Source organism: Halobellus sp. (assembly GCF_042218505.1).
In the GTDB taxonomy this organism is placed as follows: Archaea; Halobacteriota; Halobacteria; order Halobacteriales; family Haloferacaceae; genus Haloquadratum.
In genome coordinates this window covers 16,895-36,222 of the sequence record NZ_JBDGQZ010000034.1, presented here as the reverse complement: position 1 = coordinate 36,222, position 19,328 = coordinate 16,895, and the positions used below count along the sequence as shown (strand labels likewise).

Sequence of the window (19,328 nt, the reverse complement as noted above, 5' to 3'; positions counted from 1 at the left end):
AACGAAGACAGTGCAGACGCCACGGTCGACGTCATCGGGGATCGATTCCTCGACGCGAGCGGTGACGTCGACGATGTCGGACCGGCCGTCAGTTTCGAGTTGAAATGTCATACTCGGGTATATGATGACTGCGGAACTGAGTGTTGCCAGTCGTTTTATTCTCGTGACATAATTGCCCGCCGTGTGGTTTCGGAGGTGCCTCGAATCGGACTCGCGACCTCATACCCTGGAATCAGCCGTGACGTGAACCCACGGGCGATACCCGTGAGGGTCACTCTCCGGTTTTGCCGTCGCGCCGGTCCGCTTCCCGCGCAGAGGCGTCCCGATCGGCGGGGTTGCCGTGTCCCCCGCCGCCGGGTGTCCGGACCGTGATCGTCGTTCCCGACTCGATCTCCGTTGTCGTCTTCGCTGCGATCGGGTCGCCGTCGAGGAGGTTCTCGCCAAGAGCGCCCGCCTTGCCGCCCGCAACGCCTCGCGGTCGGTGACGGCGTCGCTCGGTAAGTAACGAGACCGTCGCGTCCCGCTCGACAGTCAACGCGCGCTCGACGCCAAGTCCACCGCGATGTTCGCCGTCGCCGCCGCTCCCCGGTCGAAGCGCGTAGCGCTCGACGGTCAACGGATATTCAGCCTCCAGAACCTCGATCGGCGTGTTCAACGTGTTCGTCATCCCGACTTGCGCACCGTCGATGCCGTCGACCGATGGCGTTCCGCCCGCGCCGCCGCCGATGGTCTCGTAGTAGGTGAATCCGCCCTCCCGGGAACCGAGTATAAGATTGTTCATTGTTCCCTGGCCCTGTGCCGGGGCGCGACCCGGAACCGCCTCGGCCAGCGCCGCGAAGACGACGTCAGTGACTCGCTGGCTGGTCTCGACGTTGCCGCCGACGACCGCGGCGGGTGACGTGGGGTTGAGTAGCGAGCCCTCCGATGCTAATACCGAAACGGGCGCGTAGCAGCCGTGATTCGGGGGGATCTCCGGATCGGTCAGACAGCGGACGACGAAGTAGACCGCGCTCGTGGCGACAGACAGCGGGGCGTTGAGATTGCCTGGGACCTGTTCGGCGGTCCCCGCGAAGTCCACCTCGATCCGGTCGCCGTCGACGGTGACCGTCACCTCGATCGGCACGTCGCGGTCGGCCGTAATGCCGTCGCCTTCGAGGGCGTCGCGGGCGGTGTACACGCCGTCAGGGATCGACACCAGTTCGGATTCCATTCGATCCCGCGAGTACCGGATGACGGCGTCGAAAGCGTCGTAGACGACGTCGCCGGAGCGGGCGAGTAGCTTGCCCAGCCGTTCTTCGGCGCGGTCGTGGGCCGCGAGCTGGGCGCGGAGGTCCGCGCGCCGCTCGTCGGGCGTCCTGACGTTCGCCAGAAGGAGTTCACGGACGTCGTCGATCATCGTCCCATCGCGGACGAGGCGGACGCCGGGCAGCCGGACTCCTTCCTGATAGATCTCACGCGCGCCCGCCGGCATACTGCCCGGCGTCGACCCGCCAACGTCGGCGTGGTGGGCGCGTGAGACCGCGTAGCCGACGATCTCCGTCCCGCTCTCTGAGCGACCGGTAACATCTGGCGCGATCGGAGAGACGAGCGTGACGTCGGGGAGGTGTGTCCCGCCCTCGAACGGGTCGTTCAGCGCCCAGACCTCGCCCGGTTCGGGGTCTTTCGCCAGCACCGCCTCGACGGCCGCAGGCATCGCGCCCAGGTGGACCGGGATGTGTTCGGCCTGGGCGAGCATCCGCCCCTCGGCGTCGAACAGGGCGGTCGAGCAGTCCTGGCGTTCCTTGATATTCGGCGAGTACGCCCCGCGGATCAGGACCTCGCCCATCTCCTCGGCGATCCCCTCCAGACGGTTCCGGAGGATCTCCAACGTCACGGGGTCGATGGCGTCGTCGCCCGACGCGTCGGTTTCCTCGTGGGACTCCCCAAAATCGTCGCCGTCGGTCCATCCATCTCGTGTCATCCGGAGTCCTCCGTGAGAACGAGCGATCCGTCGTCGCGGACGGCCGCCTCCCAGGCGGGCGGCACGACGACAGTGCTCTCAGCCTGTTCGACCACCGACGGCCCGTCCAGTGTTCGTCCCACCGCGAGTCCCGGCCGGTCGTACACCGACGTCGGTTGCTCCTCGCCCTCTCCGAACCGTGCGGGGCGTTCGCCGACCCGCGGATCGCCGCTGGAATCGTGTTCTGTGGTAGGGTCTGAGCGCGTCGTCGTGGCCGAGACGCGAAGATTTACAAGCTCGACCGGTTCGTCCATCCGGTAGCCGTACGTCGCTTCGTGCGCCTCGTGAAATCGCGCTCGCACCCGGTCGGGATCGAATGCATCAGCCACGTCGACCGTGAGTTCGAAGCTCTGCCCGGCATAGCGGAGGTCGGCTCGTCGGCGGATCGCGGCTGCGTCGGAATCACGAACGTCGCCGCGAACGTCGGTTTCGAGTGCGTCGTAGTGCGTTTCGACTGTGTCCGGATCGACGTCGTCGATTGCAACGCGGTGAGTTCGGACAGCATCGTGTTGCTCGTCCGCCGCCAGTAAGCCGTACGCCGAGAGGACGCCGCACGCCGGTGGGACAATCACGGTATCGATGTCGAGGTCGGTCGCGAGGGCGGCCGCGTGCATCGGCCCCGCGCCGCCGAACGCGACGAGGCCGAACGCCCGGGGATCGTGCCCGCGTTCGACGGTCGCAGCGCGGATCGCCCGCGCCATCGTCGCGTTGGCGATCCGGTGGACGCCGCGGGCCGCGTCGATCGGGCCGGCCAACCCGGCTTCCTCGGCCAGTCCGACGAGCGCCTCGCGGGCGGCGTCGGCGTCGAGCGAGAGTTCGCCGCCGAGCGCGGTGCTCTCGCCGATGTATCCCAGCACCAGATCGGCGTCGGTCACCGTCGGCTCGGTGCCCCCATTACCGTAGCAGGCCGGTCCCGGGTCCGCACCGGCCGAACGCGGCCCGACCCGGAGCGCGCCGCCGTCGTCGACCCACGCGATCGACCCACCGCCCGCGCCGACTGTGGTTACGTCCACCATCGGCGTGCGGATCGGCTGACCGTTGATCTCGGAGTCGGTCGTTCGCTCGGCCTCACCGTCGCGGACGAGGCTCACGTCGCTTGAGGTTCCGCCCATATCGAACGTCACGAGACCGCGGAGGTCGCGCTCCCGTGCGACGTCGCCGGCGGCAGCGTTCGCACCGACGACGCCCGCGGCCGGGCCGGACATCGTCGTCGTGACTGCGTGTTCACGGACTGTCTGGATGCCGGCGACACCGCCGTTGGCTTGCATCACGAGCGGTTCCGGGAGGCCGGCGTCACCGGCCCGTTCCGCGAGCCGCCCGAGGTAGCGGTCGATCGCGGGCGTCACGTAGGCGTCGACGACCGTCGTGGCAGTCCGCTCGTACTCGCGGAACTCCGCCAGCACCTCGTGTGAGGCCGAGATCGGGACGTCGAGTTCGGCGTCAAAAATCTCGACCGCTCGGCGCTCGTTCTCTGGGGCCGCGTACGCGTGGAGAAAGGAGACGGCGACGCTCTCGGCGTCGGACGCACGGATCTGCGCGGCCGCGTCGCGGACGGCCGCTTCGTCGATGGGGTCCGTGACGCCGTCGGGCGTTGCTCGCTCGGGGACCTCGAAGCGGCGGCGACGCGGCACGAGCGGTTCGGGACGGGTCGCAGAGAGATCGTAGAGGGCTGGGCGATCCTGTCGGCCGAGTTCGACCACGTCGCGGAACCCCTCAGTGGTGACGAGCGCGGTTTTCGCGCCCGCTCGCTCCAGGAGCGCGTTGACCGAGACGGTCATCGCGTGGGTGAACTCGTCCACTGCAGCGGGATCGATCCCGGCCGCCTCACACGCCTTTCGTACGCCCTCGACGACGCCGACGCTCTGATCCTCGGTGCTCGGCACTTTCGCCGTCACCAACTCCGTTCCCGCCGTCAGCACCACGTCGGTGAACGTCCCCCCGACGTCGGCCCCGAGTCTGATTCGGTCCGCCATACCACCCGTAGGCGACTCGGTGACTAAAAGCGTGGAGAAAGCCGAACGACGACATCGAGACCGCGCTCGCGCTCGTGAATCGGGCCGGAGAGCTCAATAGCGCTGAACGCCACGCACTCGTCGGGATGAGCGACGACCCGGCCTACGACGTCAACTTCCGCGAACACCCCGAGGCGTACGAAATTGGTCGCGGCGAGGAAGGCGCGTTCAAAGTCCAGCCGTACAAGGACGAACTGTTGCCGCTGTGGGGGATCAAATCGCTTGCGGAGGCTGAGAAGGGCGCGGCGGCGATTTACGAGCAGTTCCGCGAGTACAAAGACCGCGGCGAGTTCGTCGGGATGGATATGGCGCGAAAGTACCTCCAGATGGGCTGGACGCGGAGTCTCCGATACGCAAAGTACCCCGGCGGGCAGAAGTACGACGACGACGGGAGCGAGCGAGAGCCCCAGCAGTGGTACGACGAGGAGAAGTACCAGATCGCACAGATCTATCGCGAGTATCTGGACGAGGTGCGCGCAGACTCGGAATACCAGCGACTGAAGGACGCGTGGGGTGACGAGGAGTAGACGGCCGACGTCGCCGTATTACGGCATTCGGACGCTGGCGTCGCCGTCGACGACGACCTCGTAGGTTTCGGCGCTCGCGTCGCTCCGGACGTGGTCGCCGCTCGTGACGTCGGTCTCCCACCCGTGCTATGGACACCGGACACACGTTCCGTCAAGGCCGCCCCGGCCGAGGGGGCCACCGCGATGGAGACAGGTGTTCTCGGGGGTGAAATACTTGCCGTCGACGCAGCAGAGCGCGAGATCGACGCTGGCCGCAGAGACGCTTCCACGATCGAGGTCGTCGGGGCCGGCGACACGGTGGACCGACGGTCGTCGGCCGGAGTTGCCATACCCGGGACACCGACGCCCGAGTCATAATCGTTCCTGTCTTGATGAAGTCCGTGGTTCGAAGAAGTGTTCTGACTTTCCTCTTCGGATGGTGTGTTACCGACAAGTGGCCTCAACACAAGCCTCAGGCGCTCGGAGTGATCGACGGCGTCGCTCGATTTCGGATCTCGATTCTAAGTAGTGGGGATTGTATCGCGATTATAGGTGTCTGCCGAAGGTAAATGCGCCGACTATCAGATTACTTTCGACCCGTCGGTTCGTTGTATTCAGTTTCGTACTCGCTCACCACCGAGAGATCGTCGCAACGTCACGCATCGGGCTAGCTGATCCACGGACACGCGAACCCTACGAGCGACTGCGTTCCGTGGGACCGGATCACCCCGAGGAGGTTGGCAGTGACGATCACAAACCCGAGTAGACTCACGAGTGCGCCGACCAGCGTCGCCGCTCCTGGGAGCCACGGCGCGACGTTCGAGAGAGCCCCGACCACAGAGAGCGTCAGCACTACTGTCCCGGTCGACACCGCAACGAGGTCAACCCGCGCAAGCCTCGCGTCGCAGAGATCATCAATCATCGGGACCGACTCAGAGCCGAGGCGGTCGCTGTAGCGGTGGACCCAGATGATGAAGGAGATGACGTGATAGAGGGTTCCGAGGACGACGAACCCGATCGCGCCGAAGACTAAAGGCAAGACCGCAGCGGGTGGTCCGAAGAGTGCGGTGGGATCGACCGGGTCAGCGATTCACGCGGGCGTCGCCAGCGCGGTCCACAGGAGCATCGCCGCGGCCGCGACGCCGTACCGGCGTAGCATCGGCGTCCACTCGACGGTCCGGGTGGCGAGTTGCCGCGCGAGGACGAGAGCCATCGCCGTCGTCCCGGCGACGACGAGGAGCGTGCCCCCGCGTCCCACGAGCGGACTGCCGACGGGTCGCCCGGCCGCGAGCGCGAACACACCGACGGGGAAGCTCACCTCCTCGACGGTCCTGAGTCGGTGGTCGATGCCGTAGAGGTCCGACTGCGTGAACATCGTCGCGAGTTGGTAGAGCGCGCCGAAGGTCGTCGTCAGCACGACGCCGAGGACCGCGAGTTTCGCGTGAGCGCTCCGGACGGCGACCCGCGTGACCGGCCAAGCGGCAAACAGTGGTCGAACGTAACTCACCGCGAGCGTCAATCCCAAAGCGTGACGAGCAGCAAAACGTCGAGTGCGATCACGAAGTGTCGTTCGGTGACGTCCCAGAGCCGAACTCCCAGAAGGGTCCGGCCGACGTTGTAGACGAAGGTCCAGAACCCCGCGAGGAGGACGACCCCGAAAACCGGGAACCAGGCGTACGCGCCGACGAGGAGACAGCCGACGAGCCCCCAGAGGCCGACAGCGACGCCCCACAGTTGGAGTTCGGCGAGCTGCTGAGAGTGCAACGTCGTGCCGGACCAGACCGGCACGAACTGCGTCATCGCATCCAGTACGGTGACGCAGACCCACCCCGCCAGGAGGAGATGAAGTTGGACGAGCGTCTTCTGGGAGGAGTCCCGTGTGCGTGTTCGCGAATACGTTCGGGATCGGGCGTAGACAGATCGAGCGACTGGTTCCGAGGATGAGTGACCGCGAGACAGCACTCCGACGACTCGTAGAACGGGCGCGCTGACACGACGCCGTCGAGGGCGCGTTCCTCGCAAAGAGGTTTACCGACCGGCTCGTCGTCGTCGATCTCGAACGGACCGAAACGCTTCCCCGGGAGTTAGTGGCGCTGTTCGCGGCCCACGACTGCTACAGCGCTGACGAGGTCCACGGCTGGAGCGGCAACGACGCCTCGGCGGGGGAACACGGGACCGCGACGCGCCACCAGTTCGTCGATCAGCGCACGCGCGGCGAGCATCAGTCCTGCGTCGTCGAGTGAGCGGCTGGCGGTCGATCGACATCTCGGGAGACGCGCAGAACGAAGATGTTCGCGCGAACATCGATCGGTCGCGGACGCCGTTATCCGGACGATGCCACAAATCGAACACCTCCACGCGCTGGAGGCGGCACCGCACGCGAACGTTTTCACAGAACACGAACCGAAGACCGTCAAACTGGAACTCGACGCCGACGAGCGGGTCCCGGAGCACGACCATCCGGGCCGAGAGGTCGTGCTGTGTCCTCTCGACGGCGCGATCCGGTTGGAACTCGACGGCGAACCGCACGCGCTCGAAACCGGCGACGTCGCCCGCTTCGACGGGGCACAGGGAATCGCACAGATCGCCGAAGCGCCGAGCACGGCGCTGCTCGTGCTTGCGAAGAAGCCCACTGAAACGCGGGGCCAGTGAGGAGCACTGAAGCCTGGAGAGAGCAGCGCCCATTCGAACGCAGTCCCACGCTGTCTCAGTCTTTATTCGGGTTCCAGATGGCCGTGAGGGCACCGTCGTCGATCTCGACCGTCTCGTAAGCGACGCCCTGCTCGTCGAGTTTCGGAAACAGGAACTGCGGCACGCGGTCGTTCAACTGGACGAACACCGCCTCGCCGTCCAGATCCGAGAGCCGCGTCATCGTCTGCCGGAGCGATTCCGGCGGCGGCAGGTCTCGCGCGTCGAGGAAGTCGACCGCGCGATCGCTCAGCGCGTCGAAGTGAGCGAGGTACGTCTCGTGATTCACACTCACGCATATCCCCGGAGGGGCCAGGAACCCAACGCCGAACATCTTCGTCGGCCGCGTGCGGGTTCGGCGGGCGAAGATGTTCGGCGTGATATGTTGGAAACCCGGGGGCAAACGGTCGACAATGGCAGATGACACACCGCCACCCCACGTCTCCGGAAAGAAGGCGGGTCGCCACGGGGGAGACGGCCCCTCAGCGCCGGACAGTCCGCGCGAGTCCGGTGGCCCGCCCGATCCGAGTTCGATCGACACGAGTCGGCGGCCCTTCGTCCTCGTCTGGGAGGTGACGCAGGCGTGTGACCTCGCGTGCGATCACTGTCGGGCGGACGCACAACCGGCGCGGCACCCGGACGAACTGACGACCCAGGAGGGTAAGCGACTCCTCGACCAGGCACGTTCCTTCGGACCGGGCCAACTGGTCGTCCTCTCAGGTGGCGACCCGCTCGCCCGCCCCGACCTCCCGGGGTTGATCGAGTACGGGAGCGATCGGGGGCTCAGGATGACACTCACGCCGAGCGGAACCAACTCGCTCACGCCCTCAGTCGTCGAGGACCTCGCATCGGCCGGCATCGAGCGACTCGCACTGAGCCTCGACGGTGCCACGTCCGGGGCTCACGACGGCTTCCGAAGCGAGTCTGGGAGTTTCGAGCAGACGGTCGAAGCGGCACGGACGGCCCGCGAGACGGGGATTCCGCTCCAGATCAACACCACGGTCTGTGCGGCCACCGTAGACGAACTGTCGGGAATCCGCGATCTGGTTGCGGGCCTCGGGGCGGTGTTGTGGTCGGTGTTCTTCCTTGTCCCGGTGGGTCGCGGTCGCGTGCTGGATCCGGTGTCGCCGGCGCGTGCCGAAGAGACGATGGCGTGGCTCTCTGAGGTGAGCGAACGTGCCTCGTTCGGGGTGAAGACGACGGAAGCGCCGCACTACCGCCGCGTCGCCATCCAGCGCAAGCGCGATGCGAGCGAAGCACCAGACGCCGATGGGATCGGACGCCGCCTCGGCATCACCGCAGGCGACGGCTTCGCGTTCGTCAGTCACACCGGAGACCTGTACCCCTCGGGGTTCCTCCCCGAGTCTGCGGGCAACGTGCGCGAGGAGAGCCTAACAGAGCGGTATCGCGAGAGCGAACTCTTCGAATCGCTCCGGGATCCCGGCCAACTCCGCGGGAAGTGCGGCGCGTGCGAGTTCAAGCACGTCTGCGGCGGGAGTCGCTCGCGAGCGTACGCTCACACGGGCGATCCACTGTCGAGCGACCCGCTGTGTGCGTACGTCCCGGACGGATACGACGGGCCGATGCCAACGGGTCGCGTCGACGCCGACTGAGCCCCGAGAATGTCGGGAGACCGGAGGACACCGCGGAATAAGTGACTAAGCGACGTTGATCTCGTTCGCGAGCGGGTGACGCCGCTACCGAGACGAGCGTCCGAGTGCTGTTGTCGTGATTTTGCAACTGATTGCTCATCCGATCGCACGATTACAGACGGTCGGCTCACTGAAGACCTGCAGACGCTATGATCGGCAGAGCAGTCCGGTTACCCCGGACAGCCGATGATACAGCCAACCGTCAGGATGTAGCCAATTACCAGAACAGCTGCCGCGAGAAGAGCGAGGAGGAAGACCACCAATATCGTGATATATGTAGGCGGTCGCTCGTGCCCCTTTGTCTGAGTCATTTCCGTCACTTCGCAGGGAACGAAGGAGTCACATAACTCTTCATACGACGGTTGTTTCGGCCAGCAGAGCGTGACAAGTCTGCTCGATAAGTGCACGACGCTGAACGATCTGACGGTCATTCGGTATTCGGCCGCGACGAGTCGGCAGCGAAGGCCGATCGCTGTGGTACGCATCCGAATCAACAGGAAGAGGGGTCAGTAGATCGGCCCTTCTTCGTCCTCGCTGGCCTGCATATCGGGGCTCGGATCGAATATTTCGGGGCGCTCGTCGCCAGCGACGTCGATCTCCGCGAGGAGACCCCGGCGCGCGACCCGCGAGAGCGCGTGATCCACCAGTTTGATGCGCTCGGGAACCGGCGTCTCGACCTCGCCGACGAAGCAACTTCCCGGCGGGACCTTCGCGGTCTGGAGGTGCTTCTCCACCGGCGCTTCGAGCGACCCGTCCCGGTAGCCCTTCGACCAGACGTTGCCGATCGGGTGAAAGTTCGACGAGTAGTTCGGGCCGCCGTCAACGAGGAACACGCGAATGCGTTCACCTTGCTCGGCCGAGAGCGTCCCGTATCGGTTCTCGGTGAACGGGTACTTCTCGCCGTTGAATAGCACGTACGTCGGCTGCTCGTTCGCCATATTCTCGAAGCTGAAGCTGTGGTGCCCTGTCTCCCCGACGGCCTTGTCGGTGTAGACTTCGTGCTGCCCGAGGTAGAACTCTCTGTCCACCGACGGGAGCCCATCCTTCGGTTCGACCACGATCATCCCGAACATCCCACTGGAGATGTGGTAGTCCAGATTCGAGACCGCACAGTGGTAGATGTACGCGCCGGGGTACCGAGCCTGGAACTTCATCGCGTTCTGCTCACCCGGGGCGGCGGTGGTTGCGACGGCACCGCCGCCGGTCCCGTACACCGCGTGGAGGTCGACGTTGTGCCCCATCTGACTCTCGGGCGGATTCTCCAGGGTGAGCGAGATCGCATCGCCCTGTCGGACTCGGATCATCGGTCCCGGCACCTGCCCGCCGAAGGTCATATACGAGAACGTGACGCCATCTTCGATCTCGGCGACGACCTCCTCAGTCTGCAGGGTGATCTCGTGGTGCTTCGACTGCGAGCGCGAGATCGACGCCGGAACGTCTGTCGGGTCTGCAGCCACCCGATCGACGTCGGTCGGTTGTGGGGTCGACGTTGTCTGCGCCGCCGTCGTTGATGACCCGGTGTTCTCAGCCGTCGGCGCCTGCGAGGCGCAACCCGCAATAGAGGCTGCGCCGCCGATTCCCAGCCATTCGAGCGTCCGTCTCCGAGTAGTGTCGAACATAACTCCTCATCTCCCACTCGGTGAAAGGACCCCGTCGCACGTATAGTGAGAGCCTGGTTACCAGAGCGAGCGAGCCCGGGCGAACATATTCCCCGTAACAAAGCCGTTCGCCGGCTGGGATTGCTCAAGTACTTACAATACAGTCGAATAAAACATATCCACGTACAGATGCTGAACGACCTTCGTGTCTGGTTCGATAATTTATACGAACAATCGGAGTACCGGCGCACGTTGAAGATCACCGTGGTCGGGCTCCTCGGTGCACTCTGGATTTTCTCGCGGTTCGTAACGAACATCATCTCGATCGAGGAGACGATCCTCGTGACGATTATCCTCCTCCTGTTTTCCGTGGAAGCGCTGGAGACCGATACATTTCGAATCGAGGAACTGCTGGCGAGTCAGACCCGCGCGCTCGGCGAGCACCGTGATCTGAAATCACAGGTCGAAGAGCTCTTAGGTGAGAAACCGGATCGGCTACACATCCTGGGATACACCGGGAGTTCGGCGCTGATGCAGAGTATCATCAGCGAGGCAATCGAACGCGGTGCAGACGTCTATCTCCTCTATCAACATCCCGCGTACGCCTACAACCAGAAAGAGCGAGACCTGGGAATTGACACGCTGAAGTATATGTACAGATTCCACAAGATGGACGAGAACGTCGAAGTGCGGTTTTACAACGAACCGGCATCGGTGATGGGCGTCAGGTCCGACCACGGAATCACGCTCGGGTGGTACACGTACTCCGACTATCGGGAGGAAATGGATTCGGCGCACCGGGCGGTTCAGGGTCCTGAAAACGAGGCCCTTCTGTTTCCCGAGGAGGACCGTCGGCAGTTCCCAGTGATGGATTCGTACCTGACGGAACTCTACACGTACCTGTGGCTCGAAGGACGGACGGTCGAGGAAATGTACAAGAGTGAGGACTGCCCGAAAGAACTCGAAGACTGGGTCGAGTTCGGTGATGAGGCCGATCACGACGGTCGCATCGAGTGGTTCAAGCGAACTGCCACCGAGTCGTTCTCCCAGCGGACCGACCTGTTCCCCGATCAGGAGCCAATTGGCGGGCACACCCGCGTCGACCCAACAGAACCACCGCAGCGGGAGCCGGTCCGTCCAGAGAGTTGAGATCGACTCATACAATTACAGTCCAACCATACCACACAATATGCTCTCAGCCGGTCTCCTGATCCTTCTCGTCGCCACTGGGGTGTTCGGCGGAACGATCGCCGGCATCGGCGGCCCCGGTGGGATCCCCGTGCTTCTCATTTTGAACCTGGTATTGGCGTTCTCTCCGTCCGTCGCGGCGGCCACGGCGAGCAGTATCTTCATCGTCGCAACGGTGGTCGCGACGGGATTGTACTACTACAGCGACGGCATCGACTGGGTTCTCGCGGCCGTCGTCGGGATCCCCGCACTGATCGGAACGCACACCGGGACCGCCGTGTCCGGCGCGCTGTCGTCCGGGCGGTTCGAGTCGATTCTCGGGAGTGTCCTCATTCTGTCTGCCGTCGGCATCGCCTACCAGCACCGCAAGGGGGTATCGGACGGCCAGTCCGTCGTCGCTATGCAGAGCGAGACGGCAATCTACGCGGTGATCGCACTCGGAAGCGCCTCGATCGGCGTACTGGCGGGCATCACCGGGATCGGCGGGCCCGCACTGACGATCCCGATGATGGTCCTTCTGGGAATCAATCCGATCGTCGCAATCGGGGCCGGACTGGCCAGTGGAATAATCATCACGATAAACACGACCGTCGGACATCTGCTCCGGGCGAACGCCCCCGCGCTGCTGCCGGTCGCCGCAATCGGGATCCCGTACGTGATCTCGCAAGTGCTCGGCTGGAAATACGTGCATACCGTTTCCGAGCGAGCGATTTCCTACAGTATCGCCGCCGTCGCTGTTGCAGGCGGCCTCGTATTCATCGCATAGCCGGGGTATATCAGGAAAACGCAAGCGTGCAAGGTCGCTCAAGACGTCTCCCCGGGGAGCAGACAACGACTGTCCCCCGAACCTGTTCGGAATAAAACGGGTCAGCACTACGATCGATTATTCAACAGTGCCCGGCCGAGTCGAACGACTGACCGAACCGGGGGACCACGATGTGTGCAGATCCACTTTCGGACGCGATAGAGCCGGACTGCCAGACGGTCTTCGACGCGCTCACCAGTGAACCGTGCCGCAGCATTCTGCAGTCGCTGGAGCAGCCGCTGACCGCGGCGGAGGTCGCCGACTACTCTGACCTCCCGGACGGGAGCGCCTACCGCGCACTCGAGCGGATGGTACGCGCTGGGCTGGTCAGAAAGCGGGAGTAGGACGGCGCGGCCACCTACGCGATCGACTTCGAGGAGGTCGTCGTGAAACCTGGTGAGGGCGACCTCGCATTGGTGGTGAGCGGTCCCTCGCGGTCTGCGGCCGAGCAACTCTCGATACTGTGGGAAAGCGTTCAGGAAGAAGCCGGTGGCACCTGACCGGCGATTAGCGCTGTCGGTCCGCTTCAGGCTCGTCGTCACCGGTGAGCCAGAGGAACGCCCCGAACAGTCCCGGCGAGGCCAGCGCGAGGCCGAAGACGCTGGCGAGGAGGTATCCCCCAAGATTGCGGTTCGCGGGGTTCCCGAACGGTGCGGCGAGTTGCTCGCTTCCCGAGCCCGCACCGCCCGAATTGCCGCCTTCGACCGCGCTACCGCTCGCAACTACGGCTGCGCCCTTCATTCCGAGCGTCTCGTGCGGCGTGCACGAGTAGGTGTACGTCCCGGGTTCCGAGAAGGCGTGATCGAACGTGTGGCCAGCGCTGTCGGTGAGGTCCGACTCGAAGTCGCCCTCGGTATCGACGACGTCGTGCGAGCCGCCATTGCCGGTCCACTCCCAGGTGACGGTCGTATCCGGCGAGACGCGGATCGCGGCCGGGCCGAAGCCGAACGCGCCGCCGTTCGCCTCGACGCCGACTTCGACGGTCACCGACGACTGGCCGGTCTGATCGACGATTCCGTCGTGGTTCGAGGTGTTCGAGAGCCACGAGTCGACGTCGCCGCCTGACGACTGCGCCGACGCGCTCGACGCCGCGCCACCGAGCGCCCCGCTAGCGAGTGCCGCCGTCCCGATTCCGCGAAGCGCCCCTCGTCGGGAAACGGTGGGACCGCCAGCACGACTCTCGCCGGCACTCGTATCGCCGGTTTCGGTCGGCGGTGACTGCGTCGTGTCAGGGCTCCCCGCCGCGCCGTCACCGTCGGGATCATTCGGTGAGTGGCCGTCTGTACGTCCTCGAGAAGACGTGTCGGTCGAGGTCATCATACAGGTGGAAGGCGGCTCAGGATACGGATAACGGGTGAGTGTGGTTCCCGGTTAGCCACCGACGAACCGAACATATTCGGCCGAAGGGGTTCCCTGGTCGATGCGGTGAGTGTAGATATGGCAGCGGCGAGACCCTGGAACTGGTGAACGATCACGAACCGAAACCCCCGTTTTGTGAGATGCAGGCGGAGGTCGACACCTTCGACGCCGACGCCTACGAGGTCGAGAAGCGCGGCCCCACAGAGTACCACGCTGGCGGTCGCGTCGTTCCGGGCGTGGAACGGGCGTTCGGACCGCCACGAGTACGACCTCGTCCGCGTCCACCTGATGCACCACGAGGCGGCGTCGATCAACGAGCGGCTCCGTGCGTTGGAGGACACGTATCGTGAAACCGGAGAGGTTCCCGAGGGAACGGAACGCCGAAGGGGATCTCGGATCGGAGGGCAACGGTGTCGGCGGCGCGCCCGTCGATTCTGACGAACCCGGATCGGACTCGCGCGCCGAACTGATCCGTCGCTGTTCCCACGAGAGGAAGCCCCGGACTCAAGTACCCTGGGGACGAATGATGGCCAATGCCATTCGTCGAAGTCACGCTCCCGGACGAGTTACTGAGCGAATTCGAGCAGTTAGTCGACGAGGAGTTCGTCACTGAAGAGCAGGCGGTCGAAGAACTGCTCAGTATGGGTATCGACGCTTACAACGTCGAAGTCGTCGACGAGAGCGAACCCGGCGACGACTTCATGGACGGCGCGGAGAACAACCTCTTCGATACCGCCTCGGATCCCGGCGGACTGGACGACGACACGCTGTAGACGCGTTTTTTTACTGCACTCAGTCGTCGGCGGGCGTGGGGCCACGGACCGACCCTGTCCGCCACGTCTCCCGTCGGTACCACGTGTACGCGATGAGCGCGCCGGCGACGTTCGAGATGGGGAACGCCAGCCAGATCCCTGCATACCCGTACGACTGCGAAGCCACATAGGCCACCGGAATCCGGATCAGCCCCAGCATTATCACCGAGATCGCTGCCGCGACGAGCGTCTTTCCCGCGCCGCGGAAACTCCCGGAGTACGCCCGCATCACACCGATGAACCCGAACGTCGGTGCGACGAACCGGAGGAAGTCAGCGCCGACTTTGATCACCTCGGGGTCGTTGGTGAAGATCGCGATGATCGGGCGGGGGAACAGGAGCGTGAGTGCGCCGACGACCGAGAGGATGATGAGCGTCCACTTGGCCGCGAAGTCGGCTGCCATTCCCGCGCGCTCGGGTTTCTGCGCGCCGATGTTCTGTCCCGTCATCGTCTCGACGCCGCGAGCGACGGCAATCGCGGGGAGGAAGATGACCGAGAAAACGCGTGTCCCGATCCCGAACGCGGCGACGACCGGCGTCGGGAACAGTCCCACGACGAGGAGTAGGAGGTTCACCGAGAGCGCGCGGCCCGTGACTTCGACGGACGCGGGCCCACCGATCTCGAACAGTTTGCGGAGGTACTGGAAGTTGGGACGCATCTGACTGGGGCGGATCCGAACGCCGCGGACCCCCTGTATCATAATCGCGATCCCAACGGCGAACGCGAGTGCCCGCGAGAAAATCGTCGCGATGGCTGCGCCGGTGATCCCCGATCCCGTGTAGCCGGTCAGCGCCAGCAGCGTCGCCTCCAAGCCGTCGAGTCCGAGCATCGAGAAAAGCGGGTTGCCCTGGAAGCCGAAAATCAAGAATGGGTCGATCGCGATGTTGAGCACGACCGAACCGAACATCACGAGCATCGGAGTGACCGTGTCGCCGTACCCGCGCATCAGCGCGATGAAGACGAAGAAGCCGAACATAAACGGCAGTCCGGCGGCGATCACTTGCATATAGTTCGTCGCCAGCGGGAGAACATCCGGAGACGCCCCGAGGAAGTCGATGAACGGACCGACGGCGACGAAGCCGATCGAGCCGAGGATGATCGACCCGATCGCGGCGAAACTCACCGTCTGCGAGGCGGCGTACTCGGCCTCTGCCTCTTCGCCGGCCCCGATGTGCTGGGCGACGAGCACGCTCCCGGCGATCGAGATCCCCATCCCCAGCGAGATCAGGAGAAAGACCATCGGGAAGCCGAAGCTGATCGCCGCAAGCGCCTCTGTGCTGTACTGGCCGAGCCAGAACGTGTCCGCGAGGTTGTACGCCGTCTGCAGGAGGTTCGTGATGACAATCGGAAGCGAGAGATAGAACAGCGGTCGCCCGATGCCGCCGCCGGTGAGGTTCAGTTCTTCGGGGCCTTTGAACACCGATCCCAGGCGGTCGAGGAGGCTCATTCAGTCCGCCTCCCCGTCGACGGCCTCTGAGACGGGCATCGCTCCGGCCTGGGTGTCGATATCGACTCCAAGCGTCGCTCGCAAGTACGCGTCGACCGCGTCCGCGGCGTCCTCCAGCGGGTGCCCGACGCCGACGTGTCGCGTCTGGATGCCGTTGATGTGTGTCGTCAGAAACGAGGCGACCGTGTCGGGATCGACGTCTTCGGCGAACGTTCCGTCGGCGACGCCCGCAGCGATGACTTCGCGGATCCGGGCTTCGAACGCCTCGTCGAACCGGCGTAGTCGCTCGCGAAAGGCCTCGTCGTACGGCGACTGCGCTTTAATCTCCAGGAGCGCCGTCTGGAAGGCCGGAGCGTCCGAGCGTTCCGTGAGCATCGAGGTGACGAGAGCGCGGAGTTGGGCCGCCGGATCGTCGCCGACAGAGTCGTCGCCACCGGGATCAGCGAGGCGACCCTCGAACTGGTCGTAGAGGTGGTCGAGGTACGCTAGCAACAGGTCGTGCTTGCCGTCGTAGTGGTAGTGGATCGACGCCTTGCAGCGGTCCGTCTGGTTGGCGATGTCCTGCATCGTCAACTCCGCGTACCCGTGCTCACACAGGGCCCTGTGGGTCGCATCGAGAATCTGGGTCGGCGTGTCCTCAGTCATTAACAACGTCCATTCGTTGTACTAACTAACTGTTTGGTCAGTCAAAAGGGGTTCGATCCGGTCACACTCCGGACTGAACCGGACGCCGTTCCCCTACCGGAGTGAGGCGTGTTCGGTGCCGACGAACTCTTTGATGACCTTTCCTTCCGCCCGGTGGAGTTTCTCGCTCGTCGTGGATTTGGCCAGGTCGACCGCATCGGCCAACGCCGTCAGCGTACACGTTCGGGGCGTATCGTAGTAACCACGCTCGATCGCCGCCTCCAGTAGTTCGTACTGTTCTGCGGTGAGGAGAGACTCGGTATCGACCGACTGCGTCACTGACACGAGATCGAACTGGATCCCGAACTGCTCCAGCAGCGTGCCGAGTTCCGAGAGGCGGTCGCGGGATGCAGTCACCTCGACGGTCACCTCGCCGTCGACGATCGTAATCGGCAGTTCCAGCGGGATGCCGGCTTCGCTGAGCGTTCTGAGCAGGAGCGGCTCGGTCGTCTCGAACTGAATCAGCGATCGGTCCGGCTGGGCTTCTAAAACCGTCACGGAGAACACTGACTCGTACTCGTCGAAGGCGGCGACGATCTGCTCGATCTCCGGCGCGGTGATCTCGACGAGGCCGACGCCGGCGTCTTCGGCGGGCATCGCGGCCAGCACCCTGAATTCGGCGTCCGGAAACTGCCGAGAGAGCGAGGAGATCCACACCTGATCCGGGAGATCGAGTGAGAGCGTAGCTCGGGGCATCGATACGCGGAGAAAGTAGAGCCACTCATATAAGTTCGAACGAACGGGTCGGAGCAACGAGTGGATGGAGAGAGTCGTCCAGTTGCGTCCGAGAGCCCCGCTCAGTCCTCACTCGCTTCGGAGCGCACTTCGCCCCACAGGGTGGCGAGTTGCTCGGAGGCCGACCGCGGTGGCTGATGGATCGAGACGGCAAGCGCACCGTCACGCTCGGTCACGATGACTTCCTGAAAATCGGTTATGTATCGGACCTCAGAGCCGCGCTCGTGTCGCCGCAACAGTCCACTCTCGGCCAGCAGATTCAATTTGTCGTATGCCGTCGAGCGGGGGACGTCGCAAACGCGGGCTAGTTCGCTGGCCGTCATCGGTCGGTCGATCTCCTTGAGGAGTTTGCGGCACTGTGGGCTCGCGAGTGCCTTGGCGACAGACGCGACATCGGGCGAGAGCGCGTTTGAGAGGGGGTTCTGAGACATCTGAACGATCGTGGCCTCGTTCGGTTCATCGAGAGTTTGGAGGGTGGTCGGAAAGGCGTTTTCATCTATCGTGCTCAGATGCGAGCGACTCGGGTTCGGAAATGGCCGAACATATTCGATTTTGGTCGAGCGAATTGGAATCAGGTTCCGACTATACGTGCGTTCTGCGTTGAGGCCAGAATGCAATGGGCAACTACGTAGGCGCACCCGGATCGAAGATGTCGCGTCGCGAATTCCTCGCTGCCACCGGTTCCACCGGCGCCCTCGGACTTGCGGGCTGTGCGGCTCCGACTCAGGAGCGTGTTCAAACCACGCAGGACGGGTCTTCCACGCCAGCGGTACAGGACGGCTCGGTCCCGACGACGAGTCCACCCGAGGTGGTGAACGTCGACGAACAGGGCAACGCGGTGACGTTGAAGTCGGTCCCCTCGTATCACGCCGCTCATCCGCTGGAGACGATGGGCGGTCCCGTGGAACTCCCGCGTGTCTGGGCGTTCCAGGCCGACGACAGGAATCCGAGTGTTCCCGGGCCGATTCTCCGCACGACTGAAGGCGAGGATATGGAAGTAACGTTCGACAACACCGACGGGATGCGGCCTCACACGGTCCACTTCCACGGTGTCACCAAGGCCTGGAAGGACGACGGCGTGCCGACTACGACGGGGATCCAGGTCAACCCCGGCGAGACGCACACGTACACGATCCCGGCGAACGTCCCCGGCACCCACCTGTATCACTGCCACTACCAGACGAACCGCCACATCGAGATGGGGATGTACGGCATCTTTCGCGTGGATCCGAAGGGCTACGAACCCGCTGACCGCGAGTACTTTATGACCGTCAGGGACTGGGACTCGCGTCTCTCGCGGATGATGGCCGGCGGAGACGCCACGTACGACCCGCGGAGCCGCCAGCCTGACATCTTCACGGTCAACGGGAAAGTCGCGCCGCGGACCCTCCACCCCGAGAAGGGCGCTCCCGTCATCGTCAGTCAGGGCGATCAGGTGCGGATCCACTTCGTCAACGGGGGCTATATGAGCCACCCGCTGCACCTCCACAACCACCGGTTCCGGCGGGTCGAGAAGGACGGCGGGGCGATTCCTGAAGTCGCGCAACACGAGATGGACGTCACGAACGTCGCCCCCGCCGAACGACACACCATCGAGTTCACGGCAGATTCCGACCCGGGCATTTTCCTGATGCACTGTCACAAGGTGAATCACGTGATGAACGGCGGGTTCTACCCTGGCGGGATGCTCACTGGTATCGTCTACGAGGAGGCGATGGACACGGAGATCTTCTCGCAGTTGATGAACTACGCCGGCTACGAGGCCTGAGGGTCCAGACCGGACCGGCGGTGCATTCCGTACCGGTGGTCCGAACATATTCGTCCGGTTCGACGCGATTTTGCA

The 19,328-nt window shown here is 64.3% G+C and carries 22 protein-coding genes and 1 pseudogene; 10 read left to right on the top strand and 13 right to left on the bottom strand.

From position 1 onward, the window contains the following. Positions 1-271 precede the first annotated feature (271 nt). Both ABEI27_RS10210 and ABEI27_RS10205 read right to left on the bottom strand, forming a co-directional pair. Positions 272-1,960: a hydantoinase B/oxoprolinase family protein gene (locus ABEI27_RS10210; protein ID WP_375799299.1), complete on the bottom strand. Its 1,689-nt coding sequence runs from the start codon at positions 1,958-1,960 to the stop codon at positions 272-274. Continuing rightward, complete coding sequence (locus ABEI27_RS10205) at positions 1,957-3,972, bottom strand: hydantoinase/oxoprolinase family protein (protein ID WP_375799298.1); 2,016 nt, start codon at positions 3,970-3,972, stop codon at positions 1,957-1,959. Before ABEI27_RS10205 ends, ABEI27_RS10210 begins: the two co-directional genes overlap by 4 nt. Before the next feature lie 125 nt (positions 3,973-4,097). On the opposite strand from ABEI27_RS10205, the gene ABEI27_RS10200 reads away from it, so the two are divergent. Continuing rightward, complete coding sequence (locus tag ABEI27_RS10200) at positions 4,098-4,538, top strand: DUF4385 family protein (RefSeq protein WP_375799297.1); 441 nt, start codon at positions 4,098-4,100, stop codon at positions 4,536-4,538. A 126-nt stretch (positions 4,539-4,664) separates the two neighbouring features. Here ABEI27_RS10200 and ABEI27_RS10195 read toward each other — a convergent pair. The 4 genes and pseudogenes from ABEI27_RS10195 to ABEI27_RS10180 all read right to left on the bottom strand — a co-directional run. After that, positions 4,665-4,823: pseudogene (locus ABEI27_RS10195) on the bottom strand (Rieske 2Fe-2S domain-containing protein); the annotation flags it as partial. 361 nt (positions 4,824-5,184) lie between these two features. Continuing rightward, a complete protein-coding gene (locus tag ABEI27_RS10190; protein ID WP_375799296.1) occupies positions 5,185-5,556 on the bottom strand; it encodes a hypothetical protein in 372 nt (123 codons plus the stop codon). 51 nt (positions 5,557-5,607) lie between these two features. Beyond that, a complete protein-coding gene (locus ABEI27_RS10185; protein WP_375799295.1) occupies positions 5,608-6,024 on the bottom strand; it encodes a hypothetical protein in 417 nt (138 codons plus the stop codon). Positions 6,025-6,032: 8 nt separating this feature from the next. Continuing rightward, positions 6,033-6,317 carry a hypothetical protein gene (locus ABEI27_RS10180; protein WP_375799294.1) on the bottom strand — a complete coding sequence of 95 codons (285 nt, stop codon included), beginning with the start codon at positions 6,315-6,317 and terminating at the stop codon, positions 6,033-6,035. A gap of 287 nt (positions 6,318-6,604) precedes the next feature. Between ABEI27_RS10180 and ABEI27_RS10175 the strand changes: the two genes are divergently transcribed. Then, a complete protein-coding gene (locus tag ABEI27_RS10175; RefSeq protein WP_375799293.1) occupies positions 6,605-6,760 on the top strand; it encodes a hypothetical protein in 156 nt (51 codons plus the stop codon). 91 nt (positions 6,761-6,851) lie between these two features. After that, positions 6,852-7,169: a cupin domain-containing protein gene (locus ABEI27_RS10170; protein WP_375799292.1), complete on the top strand. Its 318-nt coding sequence runs from the start codon at positions 6,852-6,854 to the stop codon at positions 7,167-7,169. 55 nt (positions 7,170-7,224) lie between these two features. Here the strand turns inward: ABEI27_RS10170 and ABEI27_RS10165 are convergent, their stop codons facing one another. Then, complete coding sequence (locus ABEI27_RS10165) at positions 7,225-7,494, bottom strand: DUF2249 domain-containing protein (protein ID WP_375799291.1); 270 nt, start codon at positions 7,492-7,494, stop codon at positions 7,225-7,227. A 124-nt stretch (positions 7,495-7,618) separates the two neighbouring features. On the opposite strand from ABEI27_RS10165, the gene ABEI27_RS10160 reads away from it, so the two are divergent. Continuing rightward, on the top strand, positions 7,619-8,818 hold the full coding sequence (locus ABEI27_RS10160) for a TIGR04053 family radical SAM/SPASM domain-containing protein (RefSeq protein ID WP_375799290.1): 1,200 nt from the start codon (positions 7,619-7,621) through the stop codon (positions 8,816-8,818). 545 nt (positions 8,819-9,363) lie between these two features. Here ABEI27_RS10160 and nirK read toward each other — a convergent pair. After that, the gene (nirK, locus tag ABEI27_RS10155) at positions 9,364-10,476 is read right to left on the bottom strand and encodes a copper-containing nitrite reductase (RefSeq protein WP_375799289.1); all 1,113 of its coding nucleotides are present in this window, start codon (positions 10,474-10,476) and stop codon (positions 9,364-9,366) included. A gap of 231 nt (positions 10,477-10,707) precedes the next feature. Between nirK and ABEI27_RS10150 the strand changes: the two genes are divergently transcribed. The 3 genes from ABEI27_RS10150 (at position 10,708) to ABEI27_RS10140 (ending at position 12,792) form a co-directional block, all read left to right on the top strand. After that, positions 10,708-11,604 carry a hypothetical protein gene (locus ABEI27_RS10150; RefSeq protein WP_375799288.1) on the top strand — a complete coding sequence of 299 codons (897 nt, stop codon included), beginning with the start codon at positions 10,708-10,710 and terminating at the stop codon, positions 11,602-11,604. Between the two features lie 40 nt (positions 11,605-11,644). Continuing rightward, the gene (locus ABEI27_RS10145; protein ID WP_375799287.1) at positions 11,645-12,409 is read left to right on the top strand and encodes a TSUP family transporter; all 765 of its coding nucleotides are present in this window, start codon (positions 11,645-11,647) and stop codon (positions 12,407-12,409) included. Positions 12,410-12,579: 170 nt separating this feature from the next. Further along, positions 12,580-12,792: a helix-turn-helix domain-containing protein gene (locus ABEI27_RS10140; RefSeq protein WP_375799286.1), complete on the top strand. Its 213-nt coding sequence runs from the start codon at positions 12,580-12,582 to the stop codon at positions 12,790-12,792. Positions 12,793-12,955: 163 nt separating this feature from the next. Here ABEI27_RS10140 and ABEI27_RS10135 read toward each other — a convergent pair whose 3' ends face one another. Next, complete coding sequence (locus tag ABEI27_RS10135) at positions 12,956-13,768, bottom strand: halocyanin domain-containing protein (RefSeq protein WP_375799285.1); 813 nt, start codon at positions 13,766-13,768, stop codon at positions 12,956-12,958. 179 nt (positions 13,769-13,947) lie between these two features. Here ABEI27_RS10135 and ABEI27_RS10130 point away from each other — a divergent pair, with 179 nt between their 5' ends. Together ABEI27_RS10130 and ABEI27_RS10125 are read left to right on the top strand one after the other, a co-directional pair. Next, a complete protein-coding gene (locus tag ABEI27_RS10130; RefSeq protein WP_375799284.1) occupies positions 13,948-14,157 on the top strand; it encodes a hypothetical protein in 210 nt (69 codons plus the stop codon). 183 nt (positions 14,158-14,340) lie between these two features. Beyond that, positions 14,341-14,580 carry a hypothetical protein gene (locus ABEI27_RS10125; protein ID WP_089766619.1) on the top strand — a complete coding sequence of 80 codons (240 nt, stop codon included), beginning with the start codon at positions 14,341-14,343 and terminating at the stop codon, positions 14,578-14,580. Between the two features lie 19 nt (positions 14,581-14,599). Here ABEI27_RS10125 and ABEI27_RS10120 read toward each other — a convergent pair whose 3' ends face one another. The 4 genes from ABEI27_RS10120 to ABEI27_RS10105 all read right to left on the bottom strand — a co-directional run bounded on the left by ABEI27_RS10120 (position 14,600) and on the right by ABEI27_RS10105 (position 17,916). After that, positions 14,600-16,066 carry an MATE family efflux transporter gene (locus tag ABEI27_RS10120; RefSeq protein WP_375799283.1) on the bottom strand — a complete coding sequence of 489 codons (1,467 nt, stop codon included), beginning with the start codon at positions 16,064-16,066 and terminating at the stop codon, positions 14,600-14,602. Next, positions 16,067-16,711 carry a TetR/AcrR family transcriptional regulator gene (locus ABEI27_RS10115; protein ID WP_375799282.1) on the bottom strand — a complete coding sequence of 215 codons (645 nt, stop codon included), beginning with the start codon at positions 16,709-16,711 and terminating at the stop codon, positions 16,067-16,069. It abuts the gene before it with no gap. A 93-nt stretch (positions 16,712-16,804) separates the two neighbouring features. Further along, the gene (locus ABEI27_RS10110) at positions 16,805-17,446 is read right to left on the bottom strand and encodes a helix-turn-helix domain-containing protein (RefSeq protein ID WP_375799281.1); all 642 of its coding nucleotides are present in this window, start codon (positions 17,444-17,446) and stop codon (positions 16,805-16,807) included. 101 nt (positions 17,447-17,547) lie between these two features. Further along, complete coding sequence (locus tag ABEI27_RS10105) at positions 17,548-17,916, bottom strand: helix-turn-helix domain-containing protein (protein WP_375799280.1); 369 nt, start codon at positions 17,914-17,916, stop codon at positions 17,548-17,550. Positions 17,917-18,101: 185 nt separating this feature from the next. Between ABEI27_RS10105 and ABEI27_RS10100 the strand changes: the two genes are divergently transcribed. Next, positions 18,102-19,253 (top strand): multicopper oxidase domain-containing protein, encoded by a 1,152-nt coding sequence (locus ABEI27_RS10100; RefSeq protein WP_375799279.1) that lies wholly within the window; start codon positions 18,102-18,104, stop codon positions 19,251-19,253. Positions 19,254-19,328 lie beyond the last annotated feature (75 nt).

Coding starts and splice junctions, on each gene's coding strand:
- ABEI27_RS10100 (WP_375799279.1), top strand. CDS start 18,102: ATGGGCAACTACGTAGGCGCACCCGGATCGAAGATGTCGCGTCGCGAA.
- ABEI27_RS10125 (WP_089766619.1), top strand. CDS start 14,341: ATGCCATTCGTCGAAGTCACGCTCCCGGACGAGTTACTGAGCGAATTC.
- ABEI27_RS10135 (WP_375799285.1), bottom strand. CDS start 13,768: ATGATGACCTCGACCGACACGTCTTCTCGAGGACGTACAGACGGCCAC.
- ABEI27_RS10120 (WP_375799283.1), bottom strand. CDS start 16,066: ATGAGCCTCCTCGACCGCCTGGGATCGGTGTTCAAAGGCCCCGAAGAA.
- ABEI27_RS10170 (WP_375799292.1), top strand. CDS start 6,852: ATGCCACAAATCGAACACCTCCACGCGCTGGAGGCGGCACCGCACGCG.
- ABEI27_RS10205 (WP_375799298.1), bottom strand. CDS start 3,972: ATGGCGGACCGAATCAGACTCGGGGCCGACGTCGGGGGGACGTTCACC.
- nirK (WP_375799289.1), bottom strand. CDS start 10,476: ATGTTCGACACTACTCGGAGACGGACGCTCGAATGGCTGGGAATCGGC.
- ABEI27_RS10160 (WP_375799290.1), top strand. CDS start 7,619: ATGGCAGATGACACACCGCCACCCCACGTCTCCGGAAAGAAGGCGGGT.
- ABEI27_RS10180 (WP_375799294.1), bottom strand. CDS start 6,317: ATGACGCAGTTCGTGCCGGTCTGGTCCGGCACGACGTTGCACTCTCAG.
- ABEI27_RS10145 (WP_375799287.1), top strand. CDS start 11,645: ATGCTCTCAGCCGGTCTCCTGATCCTTCTCGTCGCCACTGGGGTGTTC.
- ABEI27_RS10105 (WP_375799280.1), bottom strand. CDS start 17,916: ATGTCTCAGAACCCCCTCTCAAACGCGCTCTCGCCCGATGTCGCGTCT.
- ABEI27_RS10210 (WP_375799299.1), bottom strand. CDS start 1,960: ATGACACGAGATGGATGGACCGACGGCGACGATTTTGGGGAGTCCCAC.
- ABEI27_RS10200 (WP_375799297.1), top strand. CDS start 4,098: ATGAGCGACGACCCGGCCTACGACGTCAACTTCCGCGAACACCCCGAG.
- ABEI27_RS10115 (WP_375799282.1), bottom strand. CDS start 16,711: ATGACTGAGGACACGCCGACCCAGATTCTCGATGCGACCCACAGGGCC.
- ABEI27_RS10140 (WP_375799286.1), top strand. CDS start 12,580: ATGTGTGCAGATCCACTTTCGGACGCGATAGAGCCGGACTGCCAGACG.
- ABEI27_RS10130 (WP_375799284.1), top strand. CDS start 13,948: ATGCAGGCGGAGGTCGACACCTTCGACGCCGACGCCTACGAGGTCGAG.
- ABEI27_RS10110 (WP_375799281.1), bottom strand. CDS start 17,446: ATGCCCCGAGCTACGCTCTCACTCGATCTCCCGGATCAGGTGTGGATC.